This window comes from Mycobacterium sp. D16Q13 (assembly GCF_002013375.1).
In the GTDB taxonomy this organism is placed as follows: Bacteria; Actinomycetota; Actinomycetes; order Mycobacteriales; family Mycobacteriaceae; genus Mycobacterium.
In genome coordinates this window covers 535,220-558,343 of record NZ_MAEW01000003.1, presented here as the reverse complement: position 1 = coordinate 558,343, position 23,124 = coordinate 535,220, and the positions used below count along the sequence as shown (strand labels likewise).

General features: G+C 64.7%; 25 protein-coding genes. 19 read left to right on the top strand and 6 right to left on the bottom strand.

Annotated elements, in window-relative coordinates; all coding sequences use genetic code 11:
* The first annotated feature begins 108 nt into the window (after positions 1–108).
* A complete protein-coding gene (fbaA, locus tag B4400_RS05400; RefSeq protein WP_139360136.1) occupies positions 109–1,167 on the top strand; it encodes a class II fructose-bisphosphate aldolase in 1,059 nt (352 codons plus the stop codon).
* A gap of 52 nt (positions 1,168–1,219) precedes the next feature.
* Here fbaA and B4400_RS05395 read toward each other — a convergent pair whose 3' ends face one another.
* Positions 1,220–1,999, bottom strand: a complete 780-nt coding sequence (locus B4400_RS05395; protein WP_078307542.1) for an Rv0361 family membrane protein — start codon at positions 1,997–1,999, stop codon at positions 1,220–1,222.
* Positions 2,000–2,103: 104 nt separating this feature from the next.
* Here B4400_RS05395 and B4400_RS05390 point away from each other — a divergent pair, with 104 nt between their 5' ends.
* Positions 2,104–2,532 (top strand): DUF3151 domain-containing protein, encoded by a 429-nt coding sequence (locus B4400_RS05390; RefSeq protein ID WP_078307544.1) that lies wholly within the window; start codon positions 2,104–2,106, stop codon positions 2,530–2,532.
* A 156-nt stretch (positions 2,533–2,688) separates the two neighbouring features.
* Positions 2,689–3,609: a cation diffusion facilitator family transporter gene (locus tag B4400_RS05385; protein ID WP_078307546.1), complete on the top strand. Its 921-nt coding sequence runs from the start codon at positions 2,689–2,691 to the stop codon at positions 3,607–3,609.
* A gap of 13 nt (positions 3,610–3,622) precedes the next feature.
* Here B4400_RS05385 and B4400_RS05380 read toward each other — a convergent pair whose 3' ends face one another.
* Positions 3,623–4,387 (bottom strand): site-2 protease family protein, encoded by a 765-nt coding sequence (locus tag B4400_RS05380; protein ID WP_078307548.1) that lies wholly within the window; start codon positions 4,385–4,387, stop codon positions 3,623–3,625.
* Positions 4,388–4,396: 9 nt separating this feature from the next.
* A complete protein-coding gene (locus B4400_RS05375) occupies positions 4,397–5,068 on the bottom strand; it encodes a diacylglycerol kinase family protein (RefSeq protein WP_078307663.1) in 672 nt (223 codons plus the stop codon).
* 159 nt (positions 5,069–5,227) lie between these two features.
* Between B4400_RS05375 and B4400_RS05370 the strand changes: the two genes are divergently transcribed.
* Positions 5,228–6,523, top strand: coding sequence for an adenylosuccinate synthase (locus B4400_RS05370; protein WP_078307550.1), 1,296 nt, complete (start codon positions 5,228–5,230; stop codon positions 6,521–6,523).
* Entirely contained in the window at positions 6,520–7,182 is a 663-nt protein-coding gene (locus B4400_RS05365) for a PaaI family thioesterase (RefSeq protein WP_078307552.1), read from the top strand. The genes B4400_RS05370 and B4400_RS05365 overlap by 4 nt, the downstream gene beginning before the upstream one ends.
* A gap of 4 nt (positions 7,183–7,186) precedes the next feature.
* Here the strand turns inward: B4400_RS05365 and B4400_RS05360 are convergent, their stop codons facing one another.
* Positions 7,187–8,767 carry a Na+/H+ antiporter gene (locus B4400_RS05360; RefSeq protein WP_078307555.1) on the bottom strand — a complete coding sequence of 527 codons (1,581 nt, stop codon included), beginning with the start codon at positions 8,765–8,767 and terminating at the stop codon, positions 7,187–7,189.
* A 60-nt stretch (positions 8,768–8,827) separates the two neighbouring features.
* Between B4400_RS05360 and B4400_RS05355 the strand changes: the two genes are divergently transcribed.
* From B4400_RS05355 to B4400_RS05325, 7 genes are all read left to right on the top strand, one after another.
* Positions 8,828–9,145 carry a UBP-type zinc finger domain-containing protein gene (locus B4400_RS05355; protein WP_078307557.1) on the top strand — a complete coding sequence of 106 codons (318 nt, stop codon included), beginning with the start codon at positions 8,828–8,830 and terminating at the stop codon, positions 9,143–9,145.
* 62 nt (positions 9,146–9,207) lie between these two features.
* A complete protein-coding gene (purT, locus tag B4400_RS05350) occupies positions 9,208–10,599 on the top strand; it encodes a formate-dependent phosphoribosylglycinamide formyltransferase (protein ID WP_078307559.1) in 1,392 nt (463 codons plus the stop codon).
* Positions 10,596–11,045 (top strand): Rv0361 family membrane protein, encoded by a 450-nt coding sequence (locus B4400_RS05345; protein ID WP_078307561.1) that lies wholly within the window; start codon positions 10,596–10,598, stop codon positions 11,043–11,045. Before purT ends, B4400_RS05345 begins: the two co-directional genes overlap by 4 nt.
* Before the next feature lie 46 nt (positions 11,046–11,091).
* Entirely contained in the window at positions 11,092–11,505 is a 414-nt protein-coding gene (locus B4400_RS05340; protein ID WP_078307563.1) for a rhodanese-like domain-containing protein, read from the top strand.
* The gene (locus B4400_RS05335; RefSeq protein WP_078307666.1) at positions 11,502–12,734 is read left to right on the top strand and encodes an O-succinylhomoserine sulfhydrylase; all 1,233 of its coding nucleotides are present in this window, start codon (positions 11,502–11,504) and stop codon (positions 12,732–12,734) included. The genes B4400_RS05340 and B4400_RS05335 overlap by 4 nt, the downstream gene beginning before the upstream one ends.
* A 62-nt stretch (positions 12,735–12,796) precedes the next feature.
* A complete protein-coding gene (locus tag B4400_RS05330; protein ID WP_078307565.1) occupies positions 12,797–13,270 on the top strand; it encodes a hypothetical protein in 474 nt (157 codons plus the stop codon).
* 10 nt (positions 13,271–13,280) lie between these two features.
* Positions 13,281–16,274, top strand: a complete 2,994-nt coding sequence (locus B4400_RS05325) for an MMPL/RND family transporter (protein ID WP_078307567.1) — start codon at positions 13,281–13,283, stop codon at positions 16,272–16,274.
* A gap of 15 nt (positions 16,275–16,289) precedes the next feature.
* Here the strand turns inward: B4400_RS05325 and B4400_RS05320 are convergent, their stop codons facing one another.
* Entirely contained in the window at positions 16,290–17,795 is a 1,506-nt protein-coding gene (locus B4400_RS05320) for a carotenoid oxygenase family protein (protein WP_078307569.1), read from the bottom strand.
* A 96-nt stretch (positions 17,796–17,891) separates the two neighbouring features.
* Here B4400_RS05320 and B4400_RS05315 point away from each other — a divergent pair, with 96 nt between their 5' ends.
* Positions 17,892–18,512 carry a TetR/AcrR family transcriptional regulator gene (locus B4400_RS05315; RefSeq protein ID WP_078307571.1) on the top strand — a complete coding sequence of 207 codons (621 nt, stop codon included), beginning with the start codon at positions 17,892–17,894 and terminating at the stop codon, positions 18,510–18,512.
* On the opposite strand, the gene B4400_RS05310 is transcribed toward B4400_RS05315, so the two are convergent.
* A complete protein-coding gene (locus B4400_RS05310) occupies positions 18,509–18,904 on the bottom strand; it encodes a PPOX class F420-dependent oxidoreductase (RefSeq protein ID WP_078307573.1) in 396 nt (131 codons plus the stop codon). The genes B4400_RS05315 and B4400_RS05310 overlap by 4 nt on opposite strands.
* 123 nt (positions 18,905–19,027) lie before the next feature.
* Between B4400_RS05310 and B4400_RS05305 the strand changes: the two genes are divergently transcribed.
* From B4400_RS05305 to B4400_RS05280, 6 genes are read left to right on the top strand one after another with little or no spacing between them, the layout of a single operon-like run.
* Positions 19,028–19,909, top strand: coding sequence for an amino acid ABC transporter permease (locus B4400_RS05305; protein WP_078307575.1), 882 nt, complete (start codon positions 19,028–19,030; stop codon positions 19,907–19,909).
* Positions 19,906–20,667: an amino acid ABC transporter ATP-binding protein gene (locus B4400_RS05300; RefSeq protein ID WP_078307577.1), complete on the top strand. Its 762-nt coding sequence runs from the start codon at positions 19,906–19,908 to the stop codon at positions 20,665–20,667. Before B4400_RS05305 ends, B4400_RS05300 begins: the two co-directional genes overlap by 4 nt.
* A complete protein-coding gene (locus B4400_RS05295; protein WP_078307579.1) occupies positions 20,664–21,596 on the top strand; it encodes an ABC transporter substrate-binding protein in 933 nt (310 codons plus the stop codon). Before B4400_RS05300 ends, B4400_RS05295 begins: the two co-directional genes overlap by 4 nt.
* A 1-nt stretch (position 21,597) precedes the next feature.
* Positions 21,598–22,092 (top strand): GNAT family N-acetyltransferase, encoded by a 495-nt coding sequence (locus B4400_RS05290; RefSeq protein ID WP_078307582.1) that lies wholly within the window; start codon positions 21,598–21,600, stop codon positions 22,090–22,092.
* 58 nt (positions 22,093–22,150) lie between these two features.
* Positions 22,151–22,915 carry a DNA polymerase beta superfamily protein gene (locus B4400_RS05285; RefSeq protein WP_078307584.1) on the top strand — a complete coding sequence of 255 codons (765 nt, stop codon included), beginning with the start codon at positions 22,151–22,153 and terminating at the stop codon, positions 22,913–22,915.
* An 11-nt stretch (positions 22,916–22,926) separates the two neighbouring features.
* Entirely contained in the window at positions 22,927–23,121 is a 195-nt protein-coding gene (locus B4400_RS05280) for a hypothetical protein (RefSeq protein ID WP_078307670.1), read from the top strand.
* Positions 23,122–23,124 lie beyond the last annotated feature (3 nt).

Genomic DNA, 23,124 nt, shown 5'->3' with positions numbered 1-23,124 from the left:
TGGTGACGGATTCGGGTGCTGCCAGCAAGTTCACGGCGCCAACAGTACCGTCGATATCTATCGTCAACCTGGCTGCCTTATGGTGAGGGGCGAATCCGCAGAGCTGACATGGAGGTCGTCGAAGTGCCCATCGCCACGCCCGAGGTCTACGCCGAAATGCTGAACCGGGCCAAGGAGCATTCTTTTGCCTTCCCGGCAATCAACTGCACCTCATCGGAATCGATCAACGCCGCGATCAAGGGTTTCGCTGACGCGGGCAGCGACGGCATCATCCAATTCTCCACCGGCGGTGCGGAATTCGGTTCCGGTCTGGGTGTCAAGGACATGGTGACCGGCGCGGTCGCGCTTGCTGAGTTCGCGCACGTCATCGCGGCCAAGTACGGCATTACCGTCGCCCTGCACACCGACCACTGCCCCAAGGACAAGCTGGACAGCTTTGTGCGTCCGCTGATCGCCATTTCGCAGGAGCGCGTGGCAGCTGGCCAGAACCCGTTGTTCCAGTCGCACATGTGGGATGGCTCGGCGGTGCCGATCGGCGAAAACCTCGAGATCGCGCAGGAACTGCTGGCCGCCACGGCAAAGGCTCACATCATCCTCGAGGTCGAGATCGGCGTGGTGGGAGGCGAAGAGGACGGTGTCGAGGCCGAGATCAACGAGAAGCTCTACACCTCGTCCGAGGACTTCGAGAAGACGGTGGATGCGCTCGGTGTCGGCGAGAACGGCCGGTACCTGCTGGCGGCCACCTTCGGCAACGTGCACGGTGTCTACAAGCCAGGCAACGTCAAACTCAAGCCGGAGGTGCTGGAAGAGGGGCAGCGCGTCGCCTCGGCCAAGCTCGGCTTGCCGGAGGGCTCCAAGCCGTTCGATTTCGTGTTCCACGGCGGCTCGGGCTCGCTGAAGTCGGAGATCGAGGACTCGCTGCGCTTTGGCGTGGTGAAGATGAACGTTGACACCGACACCCAGTACGCCTTCACCCGGCCGATCGCCGGGCACATGTTCGCCAACTACGACGGTGTGCTCAAGATCGACGGTGAAGTGGGCAACAAGAAGACCTACGATCCGCGCAGCTACCTGAAGAAGGCCGAGGCCAGCATGACTGAGCGGGTCATCGAGGCCTGCAACGACCTGAAGTCGGCGGGCCGGTCGGTCTCCGCCGGAATGGCGTAGTCGCTGTTTTCGCCGAGTGTGAGCATCACCGCTCGCACTCGGCGACATGCGTTTAATCGGACTGGCAGATCTTCCATTCCTTGTCGCGGAACTGCAGATCGAAGCTGCGCGATGAGCGGGTCTGCGGCGCGAACGCCATGAAGGAGGTGACGTTGGCCTCAGCGTGCTCACCGTTGACCACAACCTCGTCGATGCTGGCTACCACTGGATACTGCTTGGCGGCCGCCACCTTCTGATACGTCTGGGACCACTCGGCGTCGGGGTAGCGGACGTAACCGTCACGGGTTTCGCCGCACGTGATTGTCCGCAGCGCTGCCAGGTTGCCGGTCTGGATGGCGTTGTCGTAGTTCTGAATGCTGGTGCGCACCAGCTCTTCTTGTGACGCCTTCGGTGCGGTGGTGCGCGAGATGACGACCGCGGCAAGGACGATCACCGCCGCCAGCGCGGCGACGACGAGTGCCAGCGCGATCACCCAGCCCCAGCTGCGCTTCTCCTCCTTGCGAGGAGCGATCGTCTCGGGGGTGGCGACCTTCGGGCGGGCCTGGGTCGCCAGCGGCGCGATGAGCTCGGTTTTCGGATCGTCGCCGACGGGCGCGATCATCTCGGTCTTGTTGGCGTCGAATCCCGGTGCCGTGTAGCGCGGAACGTCGGGCTTAGCGGGAGCCATCACGACGGTCTGGGCGTCATCGAGCGAGGGGACCGGTCCGGTGTCGGCGGTGTCGGATATCTCCGGGGTATTCGCGGCGCCTTCCGGCTGCTCGGCGGAGTCCGCAGGCTTCTCGCCCTGTGAGTCGGGCTTGGCCTCGGAATTTCCACCGGTGGGGTTCGCCATGCGTCTCGTTCCTTATCCGTGCTGAGCGCTCTTTTGCGCAGGCGCGATCGACCGCGCCCACCCTATCGCGATCGCGGGAGGCGGTTCGCGTCAGAATGGTTTCCATGAGTCCAATGCATGATCTGCTGGGTCCCGAGCCGGTGCTGCTACCCGGAGATGAGGACGCCGAGTCAGCCCTGCTCAACGGGCAGGATCCCGCCGCGGTGGCGGCGGCCTATCCGTCCGCCTCGATCGCCTGGGCCGAACTGGCCGAGAACGCGCTGGACGGTGACGGGTCCGTCGGCAGCACCGTCACCGCCTACGCCTTCGCGCGCACCGGGTATCACCGCGGCCTGGACCAGTTGCGACGGAACGGATGGAAGGGCTTTGGTCCGGTGCCGTATTCGCATGAGCCCAATCGTGGCTTCCTGCGGGCGGTGGCGGCCCTCGCGCGTGCCGCTCAGTTGATCGGCGAGAACCACGAGTTCGCGCGGTGCTGCGATCTGCTCGATGACTGCGATCCGGCGGCCCGCCCCGCGTTGCTCACGTCCTGACGTCGGCGCTCCCTAAAACCTTCTCGCCGACACGCCGCGTTATGCGCGGATCGTTCGGCATGTCACGGCGTGTCGGCGGGGTAAGGGGCGGACGAGCGGACCCATTGGCCTATGCGAACTTTTGCATATAAGTTCGAGAGGTCGAGAGGAGCCACCGTGGGAGCCGGACACGATCACTCGCACGTCGCCAGTTCAGCCAATCCGGCCGATGTCCGAGTGGGACGCATGTGCGTCTCGCTGGGCATTGTCGGTTCGTTCTTTGTGCTCGAACTCGTCGTCGCCCTGCTGATCAACTCGTTGGCCCTGTTGGCCGATGCCGGGCACATGCTCACCGACCTGGTCGGGCTCATCATGGGGCTCAGCGCCATTCTGCTGGCCCGCCGCGGAAGCACCTCGGCGGCAAGGACCTACGGATGGCACCGGGCAGAGGTGCTCACCGCGATCGTCAACGCGGCGCTGCTCACCGGCATCGCGGCGTTCGTGATGTACGAGGCGGTGGAACGTCTCACCAGTGGCGCGCCTCCGGAAGTGCCGGGGCTGCCGATGATGGTTGTCGCACTGGCCGGGCTGGCCGCCAACGTGGTGGTGATCTGGCTGCTGCGTTCACACGCCGAGAGCAGTCTTGCGGTGCGCGGCGCGTACATGGAGGTGCTGGCCGATGCCGTCGGCAGCGTCGGGGTGCTCGTGGCCGCCATCATCACCCTGACCACCGGCTGGAAGTACGCCGATATCGTTGTTGGCGTACTGATTTCGCTGTGGATTCTGCCGCGGGCGTTCTCGCTGGCGCGGGCCGCGCTGCGCATCCTGACGGAGACGTCGCCCAAGCACATCGACGTCGAAGAACTACGTGCCGCGCTGCTGGCGGTCGACGGTGTGACCAGCGTGCACGATTTGCATGTGTGGACCCTGGTGCCCGGCAAGGACATGGCCACCGCGCACCTGACCAGCACCGCCGACGCGGCGCAGGTGCTCGCCGGGGCGCGGTCCGTGCTCGCCGAGCGCGGTCTTCCCCATGCCACGATTCAGGTGGAACCACCTGAGGCGCAAGAGCATTGCGAAGAGCACGCCAACTGGTAGGGATCGGGCGCGGTTAGAGCAGCTTGCCCCAGAAGCGGAACAGCCAGCCGCCCACGCGGGAGAGATCGGGGTCGACACCCAATGACGCGACGATCCAGTAGACGGCGTCGAAGAATGCCCTGTTGATCGGTGGCGACATCAGCAGCACGAACAGGATCAAGAATCCGAACGTCTTGGCATTGCCGAGCGCGCGCTGCGTGTTCGGGCTCAGATGGGGTTCGAGCGCACCGTAACCGTCCAGGCCCGGCACCGGCAGCAGGTTGAGCACCACCGCCGTCACCTGAAGAAAACCCAGATAGGCCATGGCTGCCCAGAACACGATGTGCTCGCGGTCGGCGAAAAGCGCCGTCGTTCCCAGAATCAGCACCGCGAGGATGGCGTTGGCGCTCGGCCCGGCCACGCTCACCAGGGTGCGCTGCCGGTTGCTCATGCCCGCGGTGTGCACGTACACGGCGCCACCCGGGAGCCCGATGCCGCCGAGGGCGATGAACACGAGGGGCAACACGATGGAGAGCACCGGATCGGTGTATTGCAGCGGGTTCAACGTCAGATATCCGCGCGCACCGGTGTCGCCGAAACGCCACGCGGTATAGGCATGCCCGAACTCGTGCAGACACAGGGACACCACCCAGCCGGCGAACACGAAGACAAACACTCCGCCGCGGGCCAGCAGCTCGGTCGAATTGCCGCCGAGCCATGCGAGCACCGCCCCGGCGACGGTGACTGCGACGAGCGCGAGAAAGACAGGGCTGGGCCGGACCGACTGCGTGACGTTCACGGGCAAAAGCTACCGGACGAGCAACCAGCCCTGCTGGTGCCGATAGAAGGTGGACCGGGTGACGGGACGAGGGCCCGCGACACCGTCACGGACGACTACGGCGGCCTCGGTGCCCAGTTGAGCGGCTCGTCCGGTCACCCAGCGACGGGGAACCAGCCCCGCTCGGCCCCGTACGGAGGCCCGCAGGCCGGGCAGCGACTCGATGGGCTCGACGTCGACGGCGGCGATGCCCTCGAACAGCAGGGTGTCATCGACGGTGGCCTCACCGGTGACCCCGTCGCCGTCGATGCTCTGCCATGAGGCACGTCCGGCGAGGGCGGTGCCGGTGTCATCCCGGATAAGCGGCACCCGGCGCGCATGGCCCGCGCGGGCCCGCCGTGCCGCACCGATCCCGATCCGATAGATCCGGCGCGCGCGTGAACGGCGGTCCGGTACAAAACCCAGTTCCACGTCCAGTCTTTCGGCGCGCATCAGTCGGGTCAGCACCTGTCCGAGCTCACCGTCCCCGCCGACGACGATGAGCCGTATCGTGCCGTCCGGAAGCGCGTCCACGAGCGCGCGGACGGCGTCCGAATCCTGCACCCGGTGCACGGGGAGGTCCCGGAGAGCGCGGGGCAGCCGACGTACACCGAACAGCAAAACCCGTACGGACCCCGTTTCGGTGCCGCTCGGGGCACTCACCATGGAACTCCTTCGTCGGTGGCGAATACGTACAAAGCCCGTGGCCTGCGATACAGTGGCTCACCGGCTGAACAACATTTTGCACGCGCAGCGTCGCGCCGCCTTCGCCCAGCCGGAAGGACAGTGTGTGCTGCCAACAGGGAAGCGCAGATAACGCACATGCCGGCAATAGTCCTGATCGGCGCCCAATGGGGTGACGAGGGGAAAGGCAAGGCAACCGACCTGCTCGGTGGCTCGGTTCAATGGGTAGTCCGCTACCAAGGCGGTAACAACGCCGGACACACCGTGGTCTTACCCAATGGCGAGAACTTCGCCCTCCACCTCATCCCGTCGGGAATCCTCACCCCGGGAGTGACCAACGTCATCGGCAACGGGGTCGTTGTGGATCCCGGCGTACTGCTCACCGAGCTCGCGGGTCTGGAGCAGCGGGGTATCGACACCTCGGGCCTCATTCTCTCCGCGGACGCGCATCTGTTGATGCCGTATCACGTCGCGATCGACAAGGTGACCGAAAGATACTTGGGATCCAAGAAGATTGGCACCACCGGCCGCGGTATCGGCCCCTGTTATCAGGACAAGGTGGCGCGCATCGGGATCCGGGTCGCCGATGTTCTCGACGAGGAATCTCTGCGCCAAAAAGTCCATGCCGCACTGGAAATCAAGAACCAGGTGCTGGTCAAGATTTACAACCGCAAGGCGCTCGACCCGGATCAGGTGGTCGACGGCGTGCTCGAGCAGGCAGAGGGATTCAAGCACCGTATCGCCGATGCGCGTCTTGAGCTCAACCAGGCGCTGGAACGTGGCGAGACGGTGCTGCTGGAGGGATCGCAGGGCACCCTGCTCGACGTCGATCACGGCACGTACCCCTTTGTGACGTCCTCGAACCCCACGGCGGGCGGTGCATCCGTGGGGTCCGGCATCGGCCCCACCCGGATCACCACCGTGCTCGGGATTCTCAAGGCTTACACCACGCGGGTGGGTTCGGGTCCGTTCCCCACCGAACTGTTCGACGAGCATGGTGCCTACCTGGCCAAGACCGGCGGCGAGGTGGGCGTGACCACCGGGCGTGCCCGGCGTTGTGGCTGGTTCGATGCCGTCATCGCCCGGTATGCCACCCGGGTCAACGGCATCACCGACTACTTCCTGACCAAGCTGGACGTGCTGTCCAGCCTGCAGACCGTCCCGATTTGCGTCGGGTACGAGGTGGACGGCAAGCGCACCAACGAGATGCCGATGACCCAGAGTGAGATCTACCGCGCCACACCGGTTTACGAAGAGCTTCCGGGTTGGTGGGAGGACATCTCCGGTGCCCGCGAGTTCGGCGATCTGCCCGCCAAGGCGCAGGACTATGTGCTGCGCCTCGAAGAGCTCGCCGGTGCGCCGATGTCGTGCATCGGTGTCGGGCCGGGCCGGGATCAGACGATTGTGCGGCGGGACATACTCTCGAGGTCATGACCGCCGACGGGGACAGACTCGCCGCACTGCATGAAGAGATGAATCGGGCGATCCGTGAAATCCGTGGCGGGGGATTCCCGCAGTACTCGCCCTCCTCGGTGGGGCCGGGGTTCGGGCGCTTCCTGACTGCCGTGCGGCGGCTGCAGGATCTCGCGGTATCCGCCGATATGGACGACCCGCGCTGGGACGAGGCGGCCGATCTCACCGAGAAGCTCGTCGAGCTGATGGACCCGTATGAGGCACCCGAAGGCGTTGGACCCGCCAACCGGGTCGCCGACGAGCCCGCCAACGGGCACCTGCTGCTGCCGCCGTGGTTCATCGACAAGGCCGGTCCGGACGGTATCCAGGCTCACGGCGACTTTCCGCGGTTCTACCTCGGCGGCAACGGCGCCGTGCACGGCGGCATTTTGCCGCTGCTGTTCGATCATCTCTTCGGGATGACGGTGATCATGGCGGGCCGCACCATCAGCCGTACGGCCTTCCTGCACGTCAACTATCGCCAGGTGGTGCCGGTGGGTGTGGCCCTGACGGCGAGCAGCCGCATCGACGAGGTGGATCGCCGCAAGGCGTTCGTCTCAGCAGAGCTCTACGACGCGCAGGGCACGGTGCTGGCCGATGCGAATGGGTTGATGGTGCAGCTACTGCCCGGACAGCCGTGAGCGGCTACCGGTCGGCCTGATTCATGGTGGCCTCTTCGAGGTCGAGTCCGCGGAGCACGGTGCGCAGCACCTCGTCGTCGATATTGCCCGCGTCGCGTTCGGCGATGAACACCTCGCGCTCCTTCTCGAGCATCTCCAGCCGCAGATTCCGGAATGCCGCCATGGGGCTCTCGCCGGCGTCTTCGTCGCTGCGACCGAGGCGCTCCCACGCCGCGTTGCGGCGGCGGGTGTTCCAGTGCCGCAGGATTTCTGCGGCGCGGCTGCGCACATTGGTGTCCTCGATGCCGTCATTGTCATCGAGAAGTTCCTCGAGACGGTCCGCGGCCGCACGGGCGGCCTTGTCCTGAGCGGCGGCCTCGGCGAGCGCGTCCTTGCGTTCGTCATCGCTTTGCACGCCGAGTACCCGGATCACCCACGGCAGGGTAAGCCCATGCAACAGAAGGGTTCCCACCACCACGACGAAGGTCAGGAACACGATGTGCGGGTGCCCGGGCAGGGGCTCGCCGGTGATGGTGGTCAGTGGTACCGCGAAGGCCATCGCCAGGGACACCACGCCCCGCATTCCGGCCCATGCCACCACGAAAACCCCACGCGCCGAGGGTCGTTGGCCGGGTGGACGCATATACGCGAACGCGAAGACGAACAGGATGCGCACCACGATCACCGTGGAGAGCACCGCGATCGAAGACAGCACGATGGTGGCGAAGGACAGGCCTCGTAGTCCTTCGACGACCTTGGGCAGCTGCAACCCGATGAGCAGGAAGGCGAAGGATTCCAGCAGCAGCTGCACGGCCTTCCACACCGCGTCGTCCTGGAGCCGGGTGGCGTATCCGGCGTGCACCGAGCGGTGTCCCAGCATGAGCCCGGCGACCACGACGGCGATCACGCCCGAGCCATGAATCTCCTCGGCGAGCAGGTACGCGAAGAACGGCACCACCAGGCCGATGGCGCTCTCGGACAGAGGATCATCGAGCTTGCACCGGATGATGTTGACCAATTTGCCGATGATGAACCCGACGAGCACCCCGCCGATGGCCGCGAGCGCGAAAATCTTGAGCCCGTCGGCCACGGTGGCGCCGAGCCCGATCGCCGCGGCTATCGCCACCCGGTACGCGGTGAGCGCTGTCGCGTCATTGAGCAGACTTTCGCCGCCCAGCAGCGTCATGATGTTGCGCGGCAGCCCCAGGCGCCGGCCGATCGCGGTGGCCGATACCGCGTCGGGCGGTGCCACGATGGCACCCAGCACGAGTGCGCCGGCCAACGGCAGCTCGGGGACGGTGTAAAAGGCCACGAACCCGACCGCAACGGTGGTGAGCAGCGGAAGCAGCACGGCGAGGCTGCTGACCGCCCGCATGTTCTTGCGCAGGTTGACGTAGGAGCTTTCGAGCGCCGTCGTGTACAGCAGCGGCGGCAAGATCACGAACAGGACGAGGTCCGGATCCATCTCGATGGACGGCAGGCCGGGGATGGCGGTGGCCGCTAATCCGGCTACGACCAGCACCAACGGGGTCGGAAGCCCAAATCGCCGGGAAATCGCGGCCAGGACCAGGGCAACCGTCAGTACCGCCAGCAGGGAAACGTTCACCTTCGTATTCTGTGCGGAGAGCGGTTCTGGCGCCTAAGCGGGCATGTTGAGAGGGCATATATGAAGCGGCTGTTCCGGCGTGGATCCGCCGCTCCCGAGTCGACACAGGGCGAAGGCCTCTGTCCTGAGCTGGCCGCCGCCACCGGGCAAGACCCACAGCCCCGGACCCCGGGGCAGTGCGAGGACTGCGCGGCACTGGGTGAGCAGGTGTGGGCCCATTTGCGGTTGTGTCTGGAATGCGGCCGGGTCAGCTGCTGTGATTCGAGCCCCCACCAGCACGCCACCGCACATTTTCATGCCTCGGGGCATCCGGTGATGCGGTCACACGAGCCGGGTGAGGATTGGCGCTGGTGTTATGTCCACAGCACTCTCGGTTGAGGATGTGTGGCAATCTGGCACGCTAGGCACGGTCCAATAGGGCTACAGGTCGACCGGAAGGCGTGAAAGGCATCGTGGTGACGCAGGAGGGTTCGCCCCCCAGCGAGCACGGCTCGACGGGTTCCACGGGCACCGTCGAGCCCGGGCCCGCCGAGGCCGCGCCGGTGACCGAAGACGCCGTGCGTGCCACCAATGGCGCCAAGTCCGCTAAGGCTGCTAAGGCTGCCAACAGCGTGAAACCCCTCTCCGAACTGGCCAGCACCGAGTCCCCGGCGTCGAAGGCACCGGAACCCGTGGCCGTCAACCGCACCACCGTCATGCTGCTGGGGTCGGGTGAATTGGCCAGGGAACTGGCCATCTCCTTCCAGCGTCTGGGCGCTGAGGTGGTCGTGGTGGATACCGGCGAGGGCGGACCTGCCCATACCGCCGCAGACCGTTCGGTGCTCGCGCCGATTGGTGAGTCGGAGAGCCTGCTGGCGCTCGTCGAGAAAGAACGGCCCCGATTCGTGGTGCCGCTGGTCGAGACGGCGTCGGGCGAGGCGCTCGACAAATTGGCCGAGGGCAAGGTCACCCAGGTGATTCCGACGGCTAAGGCCGTCCGGATGGCCGGCGATCGCGAGGCGATGCGGCGGATGGCCGCCGAGGACCTGGGCCTGCCCACGCCCGCGTACTGGTTCGCGAACTCGGTCGAGGAGCTGCACAAGGTTCTCGAGACCGCGGGTTTCCCGGTTGTGGTGCGTCCGGTGTCGGCCGCCTACGGCCAAGGCCAATCGGTGGTGCTGCGTGACAGTGATGCCGAACCGGCGTGGGATCAGGCCGTCGCGTCGAACATCGGAGGCAGCCAGCGGGTGCTGGTGGAAACCGTGGTGGAGATCGACTACGAGATCACGCTGCTCACGGTGCGGACAGCCGGGGTCGGCGGGGCGACCAGACTGTATTTCTGCGAGCCCATCGCGCATCGGCAGAGCGGCACGGATGCGCTGCAGATGTGGCAGCCGCAACCGCTGAGTCAGGCGGCCCTGGAGCTGGCCCGGTCGATTGCCGCCAGGGCGGTCAATGCCCTTGGCGGGCATGGTGTCTACGGCGTCGAACTATTTGTCCGCGGCGACGAGGTGTACTTCTGCGACGTGAGTGCGCGGCCCTATGACTCCGGGCTGGTGACCGTGCGATCGCAGCGCTTGTCCGAGTTCGATATGCACGCGCGCGCGGTGCTGGGTGTGCCGATCGACACCATTTTGGTGTCGCCGGCGGCCGCCGAGGTGGTCTACGGCGACGGCCCTGGTCCCTCGTCGCGGCAGCTCGACGAGGCGCTGCAGATACCGGAGAGCGATCTTCGGATGTTCGGGCATTCGGAGATCCACCGGCGTCGCCGCGTCGGCGTGGCACTGGCGACCGCACCCAACACCGCGCTGGCGCTGAGCCGTGCCCAACAGGTCGCCCGGCATCTGCGGTGACACCCGACGAGCAGGCCGCCGATCACGAGGACACCGGGAGTCCTGCACCATTCATCGCCGGGGCGGCGATCTTTGGAATCGTGGTGATCGGTATCGCGATATCGGCGTTCTTCCGGACGGGCGACGGCCTCACCGAAGAGGGCAGGGTGGGGCAGTCCGTGGTCGCGCAGAATGACGCGCTGCAGCGACGTGCGTATGCCGACTATGTGGCGAACAGCTGCCGGGCCATTGTCACGCCGGAAAAGAATGTGATTGCCGCACAGGACAAATCCGAGGCATCGCACGGAAACCGGTACGTGGACGACGTCAAGGACGTGAAGATCAGCGGGGATACCGCGACCGCGACGGTGACCTATCACTACATGAAATCCGAGGACAACAAGCTCACCGCGGACGTCTCCTTCGTCAAGGAAGACGGCTCGTGGAGGGTCTGCAGTCAGTACTGAAGGTCTTCACGCAAGCGGTTCATCGCAACCAATACACTGGCTCTTCGTGGGCTACGCAGGAGATATCACCCCCGAGGCGGCGTGGGCGCTGCTGAAGGAAAACCCGGAAGCCGTGCTGGTTGATGTGCGCACGTCGGCGGAGTGGAAGTGGGTCGGGGTTCCCGACCTCACCGAACTCGGCCGCGATGTCGTGTACATCGAGTGGGTGCGCTCCAACGGCGAACGCAATGAGCAGTTCCTCGACGAGCTGACCGCGGCCGGGGTAACACCCGGCGAGCGCCCGGTGGTGTTCCTGTGCCGGTCCGGTAACCGGTCGATCGGCTCGGCGGAACTGGCCACCGAGGCGGGAATCGCCCCGTCTTACAACGTGCTTGACGGGTTCGAGGGCAACCTGGATGAGAACGGGCACCGTGGCGGCGTCGGCTGGCGGGCCATCGGTCTGCCATGGCGGCAGTCATGAGCCAGACGCCGGACGGTATCCCCTCGGTGCGGATTCCCAGGGCGCTGCCCGAGGGCGTGAGCCAGGCGACCATCGGCGTACGCGGTGGCCTGTTGCGCTCCGAGTTCGAAGAGACCGCCGAGGCGATGTATCTAACCTCCGGGTATGTGTACGAGAGTGCTGCCGCCGCAGAACGCGCCTTCACCGGCGAGGTCGACCGGTATGTGTACTCCCGATACGGCAACCCGACGATCTCCATGTTCGAGGAGCGGCTGCGGCTCATCGAGGGTGCCGAGGCGGCGTTTGCGACAGCAACAGGGATGTCGGCGGTGTTCACCGCACTGGGTGCGTTGCTCGGTGCTGGTGACAGACTTGTCGCTGCGCGCAGTCTCTTCGGTTCCTGTTTCGTGGTCTGTAATGAGATCCTGCCGCGCTGGGGCGTGGAGACCGTGTTCGTCGACGGTGAGGACCTCTCCCAGTGGGAAGAGGCGCTGTCCGTTCCCACTCAGGCAGTCTTCTTCGAAACTCCTTCCAACCCCATGCAATCGCTGGTCGACATCGAGGCGGTATGCAATCTGGCGCATGCCGCAGGTGCAAAAGTGGTGCTGGACAACGTCTTTGCCACCCCGCTGTTGCAGCAGGGTATTCCGCTGGGTGCCGATGTGGTGGTCTACTCCGGCACCAAGCACATCGACGGGCAGGGCCGGGTGCTCGGCGGCGCCATCCTGGGTGACACCGAATACATCGAGGGTCCCGTCAAGACGCTGATGCGGCACACCGGGCCCGCGCTCAGCCCGTTCAATGCCTGGACGCTCGTGAAAGGGCTTGAAACGCTGGATCTTCGGGTGCGGCATGCCAACGAGTCCGCCTCCAAGCTCGCGCAGTTCCTGGAACAGCATCCTGCGGTGCGCTGGGTGCGTTACCCGTTCCTGCCGAGCCATCCTCAGTACGAGCTGGCCAAGCGGCAGATGAGCGGCGGCGGCACCGTCGTTACCTTCGAACTCGACGCCGACGGCGACGCGGGCAAGCAGCGCGCCTTCGAGGTGCTCGACGGGACCTCGCTCATCGACATCTCGAACAACCTGGGCGACTCCAAGTCGCTCATCACTCACCCCGCCACCACGACCCACCGCGCCATGGGGCCGGAGGGCCGCGCGGCGATCGGGCTCTCCGACGGTGTGGTGCGTTTGTCGGTCGGGCTCGAGTCGACGGAGGACGTCATCGCGGACCTGGATCGGGCGCTGAGCTAACTCGGGCTAGCTTTAGTTAGCAGGGGCTAGCATTCCTGGGAGTTCCTTTGTAGTATCCCGTCATGACGCAACGAAGCGTCCATGTCGCGGTGTTGGTGTTTGCCGCAGTGGTCATGACGACGGCAGTAACTGCCTGCTCGATGTCCGATTTCGTGGGCGGCGCCGTGGAGCGCACCACATATCCGCCGATCACGCCCATTCCGCCGCCCCCTCCGGGTGCCAGCGTTCTGCCTGCGGATTTTCCGCGCGATATCCCGGTCGTCAAGGGAACCTATCGCCAGGACGGCGAAGGCGATTCTCGGACCCTGGCGGTCAGCGGTGTCGACGCATCGGCCACGGCCGCAGCGGGCAAGCTGCTGACCGACGCCGGATTCGAACATCAAACCGTGATGGGCCAGGACGCCTATCTCAACAACAAGTACACCGTGCTGGTGGTCGGCGACGACCTCGGTGGAGCCTTCACCCTGCGCTACACCGTGATGCCGATGACCGGTGTGCCGGGCATGCCCAGTGTCACCTTCCCGCCGTTGATCTGAGGAGCCGACCATGTCGCACCAATACAGTCCGGCGTTCGAGCGGGCGGGACGCCTGGTGGCCAAGCACGCAAAGTTGGTGATACTGGCCTGGATTGCGGTCGGGGTTCTTGTCAATACCGCCTGGCCGCAGCTGGAGCGGGTGGCCAACGAGCACTCGGTCAGTCCGCTGCCGACGGGTGAGGTGAGCCCGGCGCTGGCATCGATGAAGGAGATGGGAAAGGCGTTCGGCCGCCCCGGAATCGACAACGCCGTCATCATCGTGATGCACAGCGACAAGGGATTTGACGCCGACGCACAGGCCCGGTACTCCGCGCTGATCGATCGGCTGGGCGGGAACAAGGAGTACGTCACCTTCGTCCAGGATCAGCTGGGCGATCCCCGGATGCGCAACAACCCGGTGGCACGTAAGCAAGTGCTCAGCGAGGACGGCACCACCTGGTACGCGATGGCGGGATTGGCGGGGGATCTTGGTACTCCGTTGGCGCAGAGGTCATATCGATCTGTCGATGACTTGGTGAAACAGACCTTCGCCGGATCGGCGACTACGGCGAACATCACTGGCGCGGCGGGCACCATCACCGATATGGGTAACGCCGCGTTGGGTGACCTGCCCAAGATCGGTGCGGTGACCGTGGTGGTCATCGGTCTCATCCTGTTGTTGGTGTTCCGATCGTGGTTCACCGCAATGCTGCCGCTGTTGGTGATGGGAATGAGCCTGCTCATCGCCCGCGGCGTCATCGCTGGGCTCGCCGATCGGAGCCTGGTTCCGGTGTCCTCGGTATCTGCCGGACTGATGATGGCCGTGCTGATGGGGGCCAGCGTCAATTACACGGTGTTCCTGGTCAGCCGGTATCACGAACGAATACGCGCGGGGGAGGAGCCGCCGGAGGCCCTGGCGCATGCCTGTGGCTCGATGACCAGGGTCATCCTGGCGACGGCCGCGACCGTGGCGATCGCCAACATCGCGCAGTTGACCGCCAAGCTGGCCTTCCTCGCGGCGGCCGGTCCGGCGGTGTCCATGGGTGTGATCGTCGCGTTCTTCGTGGTCACCACGCTGCTGCCGGCGACGCTGAGCCTGGCGGCCACGCGCGGGTTGGGACTGCCGGGACCTGATCGGGCGGGGGTGTATTGGCACCGCATGGGTGCGAACGTCGTGCGGCACCCCTGGCCCGTCTTCGGTGTGGCCATCGTGATCCTGTTGGCGGCCGCGTCCTTCGTCCCGTTTATGCGACCCAGTTTCGACATGTCGCGGGTACTGCCCGATTCGGCCCAGTCAAACCAGGGTATGCACATCCTGAACGCCCATTTCCCGGCCAATTCGGTGATGCCGCAATACCTTCTGATCCAGGCGCCTTCGGATCTGCGCAATCCGCGTGCGCTGGGCGATCTTGACCAGATGGCCGAGCGGATCTCCCAGCTCAAGGGAGTCGGGAAGGTTGTCGGCATCACCCGGCCCGATGGGAACAAGCTCACCCAGGCCACGCTGGCGTGGCAGATCGGGTACATGGGAACGCAGATCGACAAGACGAGTGGACAGGTCAACGCCGACCTGCGGCCACAGCTCGAACGGATGTCCCAGCTCGCCGATGTCATGTCGGCCATGACCAACGAGCTGGGCGACGGGGATCTGGCCCGGATGCAGCAGATGATGCCGCAGATGTTGTCGATGGCCAAAGAGGTTGAGGGGCAGCTTGACCGGTATCAGTCGCTGATATCCCAGATGGGCACGGTGGCGGGGATGGTGGATCAGCTGGCCACGATGGGGCCCTCGGTCGAGGCGACCTTCTCGGCGCTCGATGCCGGGGTGTCGTTGACCCAGACGCTCACCGAATCCCCGTTCTGTCCGGTGCAGCCCGATTGTGTGAAGCTGCGCGATCAGCTGGTGGCGCTGCGCGACACGGGGCCGCTCTCGTCGGTGGAGAGCCTGCGAGAGTCGGTGCGGACGGTCACCGGCGGCAAGACGATTACCCAGCTGCTGGGTGATATGAACAGTCAGTTCAAGCAGATTCGCGGATTGCTCGTGAAATTGCCCGAGATGGAACGCAAATTCGAACGCATATCGGGGTACTTCCAGCAGCTGAAGGGGCTGGGCGTCGACATGAACTCTGTCAAGACGATGGGCGTGCGGATCCGCGATTTGAACACCCAACTCGAGGACGCCGCGCGGTCCATGGGCGAGGCCGCGGTGACCCTGCAGACGATCGGCAAGGACTCCAATTCTCCTGCGGCATCCGGATTCTCCGTGCCAGGGGCGATGCTGCAGAATCCCGGATTCAAGGAGCTGAGTTCGGCCTTCCTGCAGGACGACGGGCGTACCGCCATGTATCTGGTGCAGTCGCCGCTCAACCCCTATGGACCCGAAGCGATGCAGCTGAGCCGTGACATGGAACGCGTCGGCAACGAGGCCACGCCCAACACCGCGCTGGCCGGTGCCACGGTGTCGGTGGGCGGTTTTCCCGCCATCAACGCCGATCTGAAGAAGGCCTACGACAGTGATCTGCGCGAGATCATCGTGGTCACACTGCTCATCATCTTCGTGGTGATGTGTCTGCTGCTGCGGGCGGTGGTGGCGCCGCTGTACCTGCTGGGCACGGTGCTCCTCACCTACATCGCGTCACTGGGCATCGGTGTGCTGGTGTTTCAGGTTCTCCTTGGGCAACAGTTGGATTGGGCCGTCCCGGCGATGACCTTTGTGCTGATTGTGGCCGTCGGGGCCGACTACAACATGCTGTTCATCTCGCGGCTGCGGGAGGAGAGCGCCCGGGGCATGCGGCTGGGCATCATCCGGACCGTGCGTCAGACCGGATCGGTGATCACCTCGGCCGGTTTGGTGTTCGCCGCCAGCCTGCTGGGCATGATGGTCGGGTCGGTCAATCAGATGGTGCAGATGGGGTTCATCATCGGGGTGGGCATCCTGCTGGACACCTTCATCGTCAGGACCCTGATGGTGCCGACGCTTGCTCAGGCATTCGGCAAGCTGAGCTGGTGGCCCTCCAAGGCGTGACCGGGCACGGGCCCGCTAGGCCACTAGTCCCGGATGCGGCAGCGGCGCATCGGGATTGGCAACCCGTCTGGTGAAGGTTCCGTGGAACCCTATCGGCAAGTGATGGGTCAGGTGCGCCACCGCCAATGGACCTCGCTCGACATCACGCGCATCGAGAATGACTAACTGCGAACGATTTTCCACGAGATCGTGATTGACCGCGAGCAGCCAGCCGTCATCTTGTGCGGAGTCTTTGTCGCGCGGCACAAAGAGGGGTTCGCACACCGAGGCCTTCCCGAAGTCGCAGTGTGTCATGGTGCCGGTGCGATGGTCGAACTTGAAGATGCCGTTGTAGTGGCCCTTGCGTTCCAGCGTCCCGGCCGTATAGGTGATCTGATGATTGCGAGTGGACTGGCGCCAGTCATATTGCGGGAATTCGATTTTCGCGGACTGTGACACCACTTCCTCGGTAATCTTGCCGCTGGGTGAGATACGGAAGCGCACCAGGTGACTGTCCGGCCATTCGCGGATCACCAGATGGTGATGAGGATTCGGGTGGTCTTTCGGTCCCATGGCGGAGTCCAGTGTTCGTCGTAAAAATTCGAGGCTTTCATATCTGACGAATTCGACCACCGCATCGGGGCCGTCCTGGAAGGCGTTGGTGACATGGATATGAGTCTGGGGGGCGTGTTCGATGACGAGCGGCTTCGACCCGTCGCGTGGCACCAGAATGAACTTGGTACTGCCATTGGTCAGCTGGTACTCGAGGCTTTCGTCAAAACGCTTGCCGCGCAGCAGCTGGCCGACGTTGGGGCGAATCGGATCGAGCACGAAGACCAGGTACTTCTCGGTCAGCGCGAAATCATGGTTCCAGCCCATATCCCACAGGGTTACCGAATTGATCTGCGAGAGTTGACCGCTGGGGCTCACCCGGTAGCAGCGCAGTCGTGGTGTGGGAAAGACGTCGAGGCCGAAGTTGAACATCTCGCCGGTGACAGGATCCCATTTCGGGTGTGCCGAGAAGGCGCCGACATACCCGAGCTTGCCCTTGAAGTCGTTGGTGCCCAGCGTTTCCAGGGTATCGGGATCCAGCCGGTGTGGCGGGCCGCCCTCCCAGAGTGCCAGCATTTCCCCGGCCAGCGACACGATGTTGGTGTTCGCGGTGTTCGCCGGCACCTGGAGGTTGGCGAGTAGCTTCCCGGGCACCTGGGTGGTGATCCCGGGTCTGCGCATCGGGCCCTGCTGCAGCCCGTCCCGGAACTGCTGAGTGCGCACATATCGGTTAGTGAAGCGGACCGAGGAACCGTCCAGGATGAATCGGGACACCATGCCGTCGGCATCGAACATCGTCCGCAGCACGGTGGTGCCCACCTCGAACTTGCCGGGGCCAATGCGGAAGAGCGTGCCGGTCAGCGCGGGCGGCAGGGTGCCGTCGATCTCTGTGACCTCGTAGTCGTATTCACGCAGCTGGGACTCGAAGGGCCGGGAGACGAGCTCCTCGAAGTCCGTGTCGGAGGCTGAATGCTCGGGCGCAAGTGTCATGAACTCTCCTAGACCGCATTGTCGGCAGTTTCTGATGACGGGTGTCCTCAACATTAGCGAGTAGGTTGCCTATGTCAAGACGAAGGGCGTTTACGCGTGACGAACGGTCAGATTCACCGCACGTACGGTGGCAAGACGCGAGAGCAGCGCCGAGATGAGCGGCGCGTGGCCCTGCTGCGTGCGGGCCGTGAGCTGTGGAGTGAGAAGGGCCTGGCCGCGGTCACCGTTCGGGGCGTGTGTGCCCGGACCCGGCTGACCGATCGGTACTTCTACGAGCAGTTCGAGGTAATCGGCGATTTGGTTCTGCAGATCGTGGACGACGTGTTCGCCGAACTGTTCGCGTCGATGGCAGAAGCCGGTCGGGTGGCCGGTGACAACCCCCACGCGCAGCTGACGGCGGGACTCACGGCGTACCTGGAGCAGTCGGTCGCGGACCGGGCGGTGCTGCGGATCCTGACATCCGACCTGGCCGGATATCCCGGACTTGCCGCCAAACGCCGAAGCCTTCAGCACCGCGTCGCGCGGGCGATACTCCTGACCATCGCGCCAGAGGTGTCCAAGCCGGAGCCTGCCCTGCTCGATGCCGCCGTGTTCGGCGTTGGGGGCGTCACTCTCCTCATGGAGGACTGGCTTGCCGATGAAAATAGGTGCAGCGCCGGTGAACTGGGAGCCAAGGCCACCGACATGTGTATGCGCCTGCTGGGGCCGCTGGCCTAGCCGTGGCTCACGAACTTGGTGGGCCGCAGGTACAGAATGACGCGGTCTGCCTCGTCACCGGTGCTCGTCCCTGCCCAGGGCGCCTGGTACAGGTGGGCAAGCTCTTGGATGAAGGACCCTGTCGGATCGTCGTCGATCTGGTCGATGGTGCCGCGCACCTCCAGGTACCGGTACGGGTTGGAGGGGTCCAGGATCGAGAAGGCGACGCGGGGTTCGGTCTGGATATTGCGGAACTTGGCCCGCTTATTGGTGTGGGTGAACCGGACCCGTTCGCCGTCCCAGCTGAACCACATCGGACTGGACTGCGCGCCACCGTCGCCACCGACCGTGGCCAGGTGACCGTAGAGGCGCTGTTCCAGGAGATCTTCGAAGCCCGCGGGGATTTCTGGCATGACCTATTTGAACACTCTGCCGGCGCGGATTCTTCCCCGGCCGGACATGACGGATAGCCGCCGTTCGATTCGCCGGGAGCCAAAGACTGTTGTGCACTGGTCGGTGTTCCTAGGTTCGACCGCATGACATCGGCACCCGCTGCGCCGCCGCGCGCCCGGGCGTCGGATGACGCCGCCGAGCCGGTGCTGCGGGTGCGGCGCCGGGCGCGTCCGGGCAACTGGATCCTCTCGGCCGTGGCGCTGCTGTTCGTGGCCATGTTCGTGCACGGTCTGGTGCGAAACCCGGGGTGGGACTGGCCGACATTCGCGCGGTACTTCACCGCCAAGTCGGTGCTGGCGGCCCTGTGGTTGACCATCCGGCTCACCATCTACGGCACGGTGCTGGGGTTCGTGCTGGGGGTGGCGCTGGCGGCGGCGCGCCTGTCCAACAATCCCGTTCTGAAGGTCATCTCGTGGACCTACGTGTGGATTTTCCGTTCCATACCGCTGATCGTGCAGCTGCTGTTCTGGTTCAACATCGCCTACCTGTACGACAGCATCAGCTTCGGAATCCCATTTGGGCCAGGCTTGATCACCGTCGACACCAATGAGCTACTGAGCGGTCTGACCGCCGCCGTGATCGGGTTGACCCTGCACCAGGGCGCGTATTTCGCCGAGATCATCCGCGGCGGAATCCTGTCCGTCGACGAGGGGCAATTGGAAGCCGCTGCGGCCCTGGGGATTCCCCGGCGCCGCCAGTTCTTCCGGATCGTGCTGCCGCAGGCCATGCGGTCGGTCATGCCCAACGCCGCCAACGAGGTCATCAGTTTGGTGAAGGGCACATCCATCGTGTCCACTATGGCTATCGCCGATCTCTTCTACCAGGTGCAGGTCATCTTCGGGCGTAACGGACGCGTGGTGCCACTGCTCATGGTGGCGACGGTCTGGTACATCGTCATCACCTCGGTGCTGACCGTCGTGCAGTACTACATCGAACGGCATTACGCCCGGGGAACGCACCGATGAGCACCATCGAGGTGCGTGGTGTGCGCAAGTCCTACGGCCAGGTGGTTGCGCTGCGTGATGTGAATCTGACTGTGCGACAGGGGGAGGTGACAGTCATCATCGGGCCCTCGGGCTCAGGGAAGTCGACGCTGCTGCGCACCCTGAATCACCTGGAGAAGGTGGACGGCGGGACCATCCGCATCGACGGTGAGCTCATCGGTTACCGGCAGCGTGGATCGGTGCTCTACGAGCTCTCGGAAAGGGCCATTCTGCGTCAGCGTTCGCAGGTCGGCTTCGTCTTCCAGAACTTCAACCTGTTCCCGCATATGACGGTGCTGGAGAACGTCATCGAGGCGCCACTGGCGGCGCGGCGGGCGCCGCGCGCCGAACTGGTGGCCGAGGCGACCCGGCTGCTCGAACGGGTGGGGGTCGCCGACAAGCTGGCGGAGTATCCGCGCCGGCTCTCCGGTGGCCAGCAGCAGCGGGTGGCTATCGCCCGTGCTTTGGCGTTGCAGCCCAAAGTGATTCTGTTCGACGAGCCCACGTCCGCGCTAGATCCGGAGCTGGTCACCGAGGTGCTCGATGTGATCCGCCAGCTGGCCCGTGACGGTGCCACCCTGGTGATCGTCACGCACGAGATTGGTCTTGCCCGGGAGATCGCCGACACCGTGGTCTTCATGGATCACGGTGCCATCGTCGAGCAGGGACCGCCAGAAGATCTGCTGGACAACCCATCACATCCACGGACCATTGGCTTTCTGTCGAAGGTGCTCGCGTGAGGGGGCTTATCGCGCTGTTCTGCACGGCGATCGTTGTGCTCACCGGTTGTGCTGGGGGCGCGGAGCCGGGCGCATCCTCGTCCTTCAATCTGAGCCCGAACCAGGATCGGGTGCGTGCGGCGAAGGCGGACGGCATCGCCGCCGAGGTGCCCGATGCCGTCCGCAAGCGTGGCACCCTGATTGTCACCGGAGATGCTAATTCCGCACCGCCGCTGCGGTTCTACGCCGATGACGACAAGACGATGATCGGGATCGAAACGGACTTCGCCTATCTGGTGGCCGACATTCTGGGCCTGCGCATCGATCTGCGTTCGGCGGATTGGGCGCAGAACTTCGTCAAGGTGGACTCCGGTGAGGTCGACGCGTTCATTTCGAATGTGACGGTGACCGAGGAGCGTAAGGAGAAGTTCGACTTCGCCACCTACCGTTTGGACAACGTCACCTTTGAGGTCCGGCGATCCTTGGACTGGAAGGTCCAGGGTGCCAGGGATATCGCGGGCAAGACCATCGGCGTCGGGTCGGGTACCAACCAGGAAGCATTGCTGGTGCAGTGGAACGAACAGAATGTCGCAGCGGGTCTTCCGGCCGCAGACCTGAAGTACTTTCAGCAGACCACCGGCTACTACCTGGCATTGGCGTCGGGGCGCATCGATGCGTATGTGGGTCCCAACCCGACGGCGGTGTTCCATTCCCAGGCGACCGGGCAGACCAAGTTGATCGGTAGCTTTTCCGGCGCGGGAGAGGCGCTGCAGGGCGAGATCGCGGTGCTCACCAAGAAGGACAACGGGCTGGTGCGGCCAATCGCCGATGCCATCAACCATGCTATTGCCGACGGCACGTATCGTAAGGTGTTGCAGCGCTGGGGATTGGAAAGCGAGGCGGTCGCCACGTCGGAGATCAATCCCCGCGGACTACCCAGGCAAGGATGACATGACGGCATGTGAGGACCTACTGCAGTTCGTCACGGTCCAGCAGCAGGATCCGCTGGCCGCCCCGCTACTGGCCGAGCTGGCGGTGGAATACAGCACGCGCTACGGCGGGACACTCGACGAGCATCATGAGTTCCTGGTCAACTATCCGGCCGTCCACTTCAGCGCTCCCGATGGAGGGCTGCTGATCGGAGTGCAAGCAGGTGTGGCGGTGACCGGTGGCGCGTTCCAGCGCTATGACGCCGATACCGCGGAGCTCAAACGCATCTGGACGTCCAGCGCTCACCGTCGGCAGGGCCTGGCAGTGCGCACCCTGGGCGCGCTGGAGCTGGAGATCCGCAGCCGCGGGTACCGGCGCATCTACCTCACGACCGGGCCGCGCCAGCCCGAAGCGAAGGCGCTGTATCTCGCCGCGGGATACCGACCGCTCTACGACCAGACCCTGTCCGCCGACGAGGTTGGCATCCACCCGTTCGAGAAGGACCTCGAGGCCTAACTCGGCAGGAACGAATTTCGGTTGCCCACGTGAGGGCGTTCCTGATGAAATCTGCTGCATGTTGCACTCCAGTGATGAGCACCGTCTGATTGCCGAAGGGAACACCGTCCTGCGCGGACAGGTGGGCTCTGGGCTGCACGGCGTCACCACGGGCGACGATGATCGCGACGAGATGGGCGTGTGCATCGAACCCCCGGAATGCGTGATCGGTCTGCGTCGATTCGAGCAGTACATCTTCCGGACGCAACCCGAGGGTGTCAGATCAGGACCGGGTGACCTGGACCTGGTCGTGTACTCACTGCGCAAGTGGGCGAGGCTCGCGGCCGCGGGCAACCCGACCGTGCTGCTGCTGCTATTCATCCCCGATCAGGAGCTCACGGTCAGCACCGACGTGGGACACGACGTGCAACGGCACCCCGAACGGTTCCTGTCGCGCGTGGCGGGCCGCAAGTTTCTGGGCTACCTGAACTCCCAACGTAGGCGGCTGACTGGTGACCTCTCGCGTCGCACCAATCGGCCCGAGTTGATCGAGCGGTACGGGTTCGACACCAAATTCGCGTATCACGCCTTACGTCTCGGCATTCAGGGAATCGAGCTGATGGAGCACGGCAGGATCACTCTGCCCATGCCACAGCCGTACCGGAGCCAGTTGGTTGACGTGCGTCAGGGTAAGTACACGCTGCCCGATGTGCTGGGTTGGCTCGACGAGGTGACGGCACGTTTGGAGTCTCTGACGGCGACCGCGGATCTGCCCGAGCAGCCGGACCAGGTGATCATCGACAACTGGCTGGTCCAGACATACCAGCGCCATTGGGAGGCATAGTGGATCCGGATATGAAGCTGCCCAGGCAGATTCGCAAGGCGATTGCCGATATTAAGGTGACACTGGACGCGATCGACAATGATCCGCATGCCGACAAGGCGCGTTACCAGCTGGACCTGTTATCGGAGATGGTCTCGGAGCGTCCGGAACGATTTCAGCCGTGGAGCTACTATCGGCCCCGCGTCGAGGAGGAATTCGGCGAGTAGGGC

Coding starts and splice junctions, on each gene's coding strand:
- fbaA (WP_139360136.1), top strand. CDS start 109: ATGGAGGTCGTCGAAGTGCCCATCGCCACGCCCGAGGTCTACGCCGAA.
- B4400_RS05395 (WP_078307542.1), bottom strand. CDS start 1,999: ATGGCGAACCCCACCGGTGGAAATTCCGAGGCCAAGCCCGACTCACAG.
- B4400_RS05390 (WP_078307544.1), top strand. CDS start 2,104: ATGAGTCCAATGCATGATCTGCTGGGTCCCGAGCCGGTGCTGCTACCC.
- B4400_RS05370 (WP_078307550.1), top strand. CDS start 5,228: ATGCCGGCAATAGTCCTGATCGGCGCCCAATGGGGTGACGAGGGGAAA.
- B4400_RS05365 (WP_078307552.1), top strand. CDS start 6,520: ATGACCGCCGACGGGGACAGACTCGCCGCACTGCATGAAGAGATGAAT.
- B4400_RS05355 (WP_078307557.1), top strand. CDS start 8,828: ATGAAGCGGCTGTTCCGGCGTGGATCCGCCGCTCCCGAGTCGACACAG.
- B4400_RS05335 (WP_078307666.1), top strand. CDS start 11,502: ATGAGCCAGACGCCGGACGGTATCCCCTCGGTGCGGATTCCCAGGGCG.
- B4400_RS05330 (WP_078307565.1), top strand. CDS start 12,797: ATGACGCAACGAAGCGTCCATGTCGCGGTGTTGGTGTTTGCCGCAGTG.
- B4400_RS05325 (WP_078307567.1), top strand. CDS start 13,281: ATGTCGCACCAATACAGTCCGGCGTTCGAGCGGGCGGGACGCCTGGTG.
- B4400_RS05320 (WP_078307569.1), bottom strand. CDS start 17,795: ATGACACTTGCGCCCGAGCATTCAGCCTCCGACACGGACTTCGAGGAG.
- B4400_RS05310 (WP_078307573.1), bottom strand. CDS start 18,904: ATGCCAGAAATCCCCGCGGGCTTCGAAGATCTCCTGGAACAGCGCCTC.
- B4400_RS05305 (WP_078307575.1), top strand. CDS start 19,028: ATGACATCGGCACCCGCTGCGCCGCCGCGCGCCCGGGCGTCGGATGAC.
- B4400_RS05300 (WP_078307577.1), top strand. CDS start 19,906: ATGAGCACCATCGAGGTGCGTGGTGTGCGCAAGTCCTACGGCCAGGTG.
- B4400_RS05290 (WP_078307582.1), top strand. CDS start 21,598: ATGACGGCATGTGAGGACCTACTGCAGTTCGTCACGGTCCAGCAGCAG.
- B4400_RS05285 (WP_078307584.1), top strand. CDS start 22,151: ATGTTGCACTCCAGTGATGAGCACCGTCTGATTGCCGAAGGGAACACC.
- B4400_RS05280 (WP_078307670.1), top strand. CDS start 22,927: ATGAAGCTGCCCAGGCAGATTCGCAAGGCGATTGCCGATATTAAGGTG.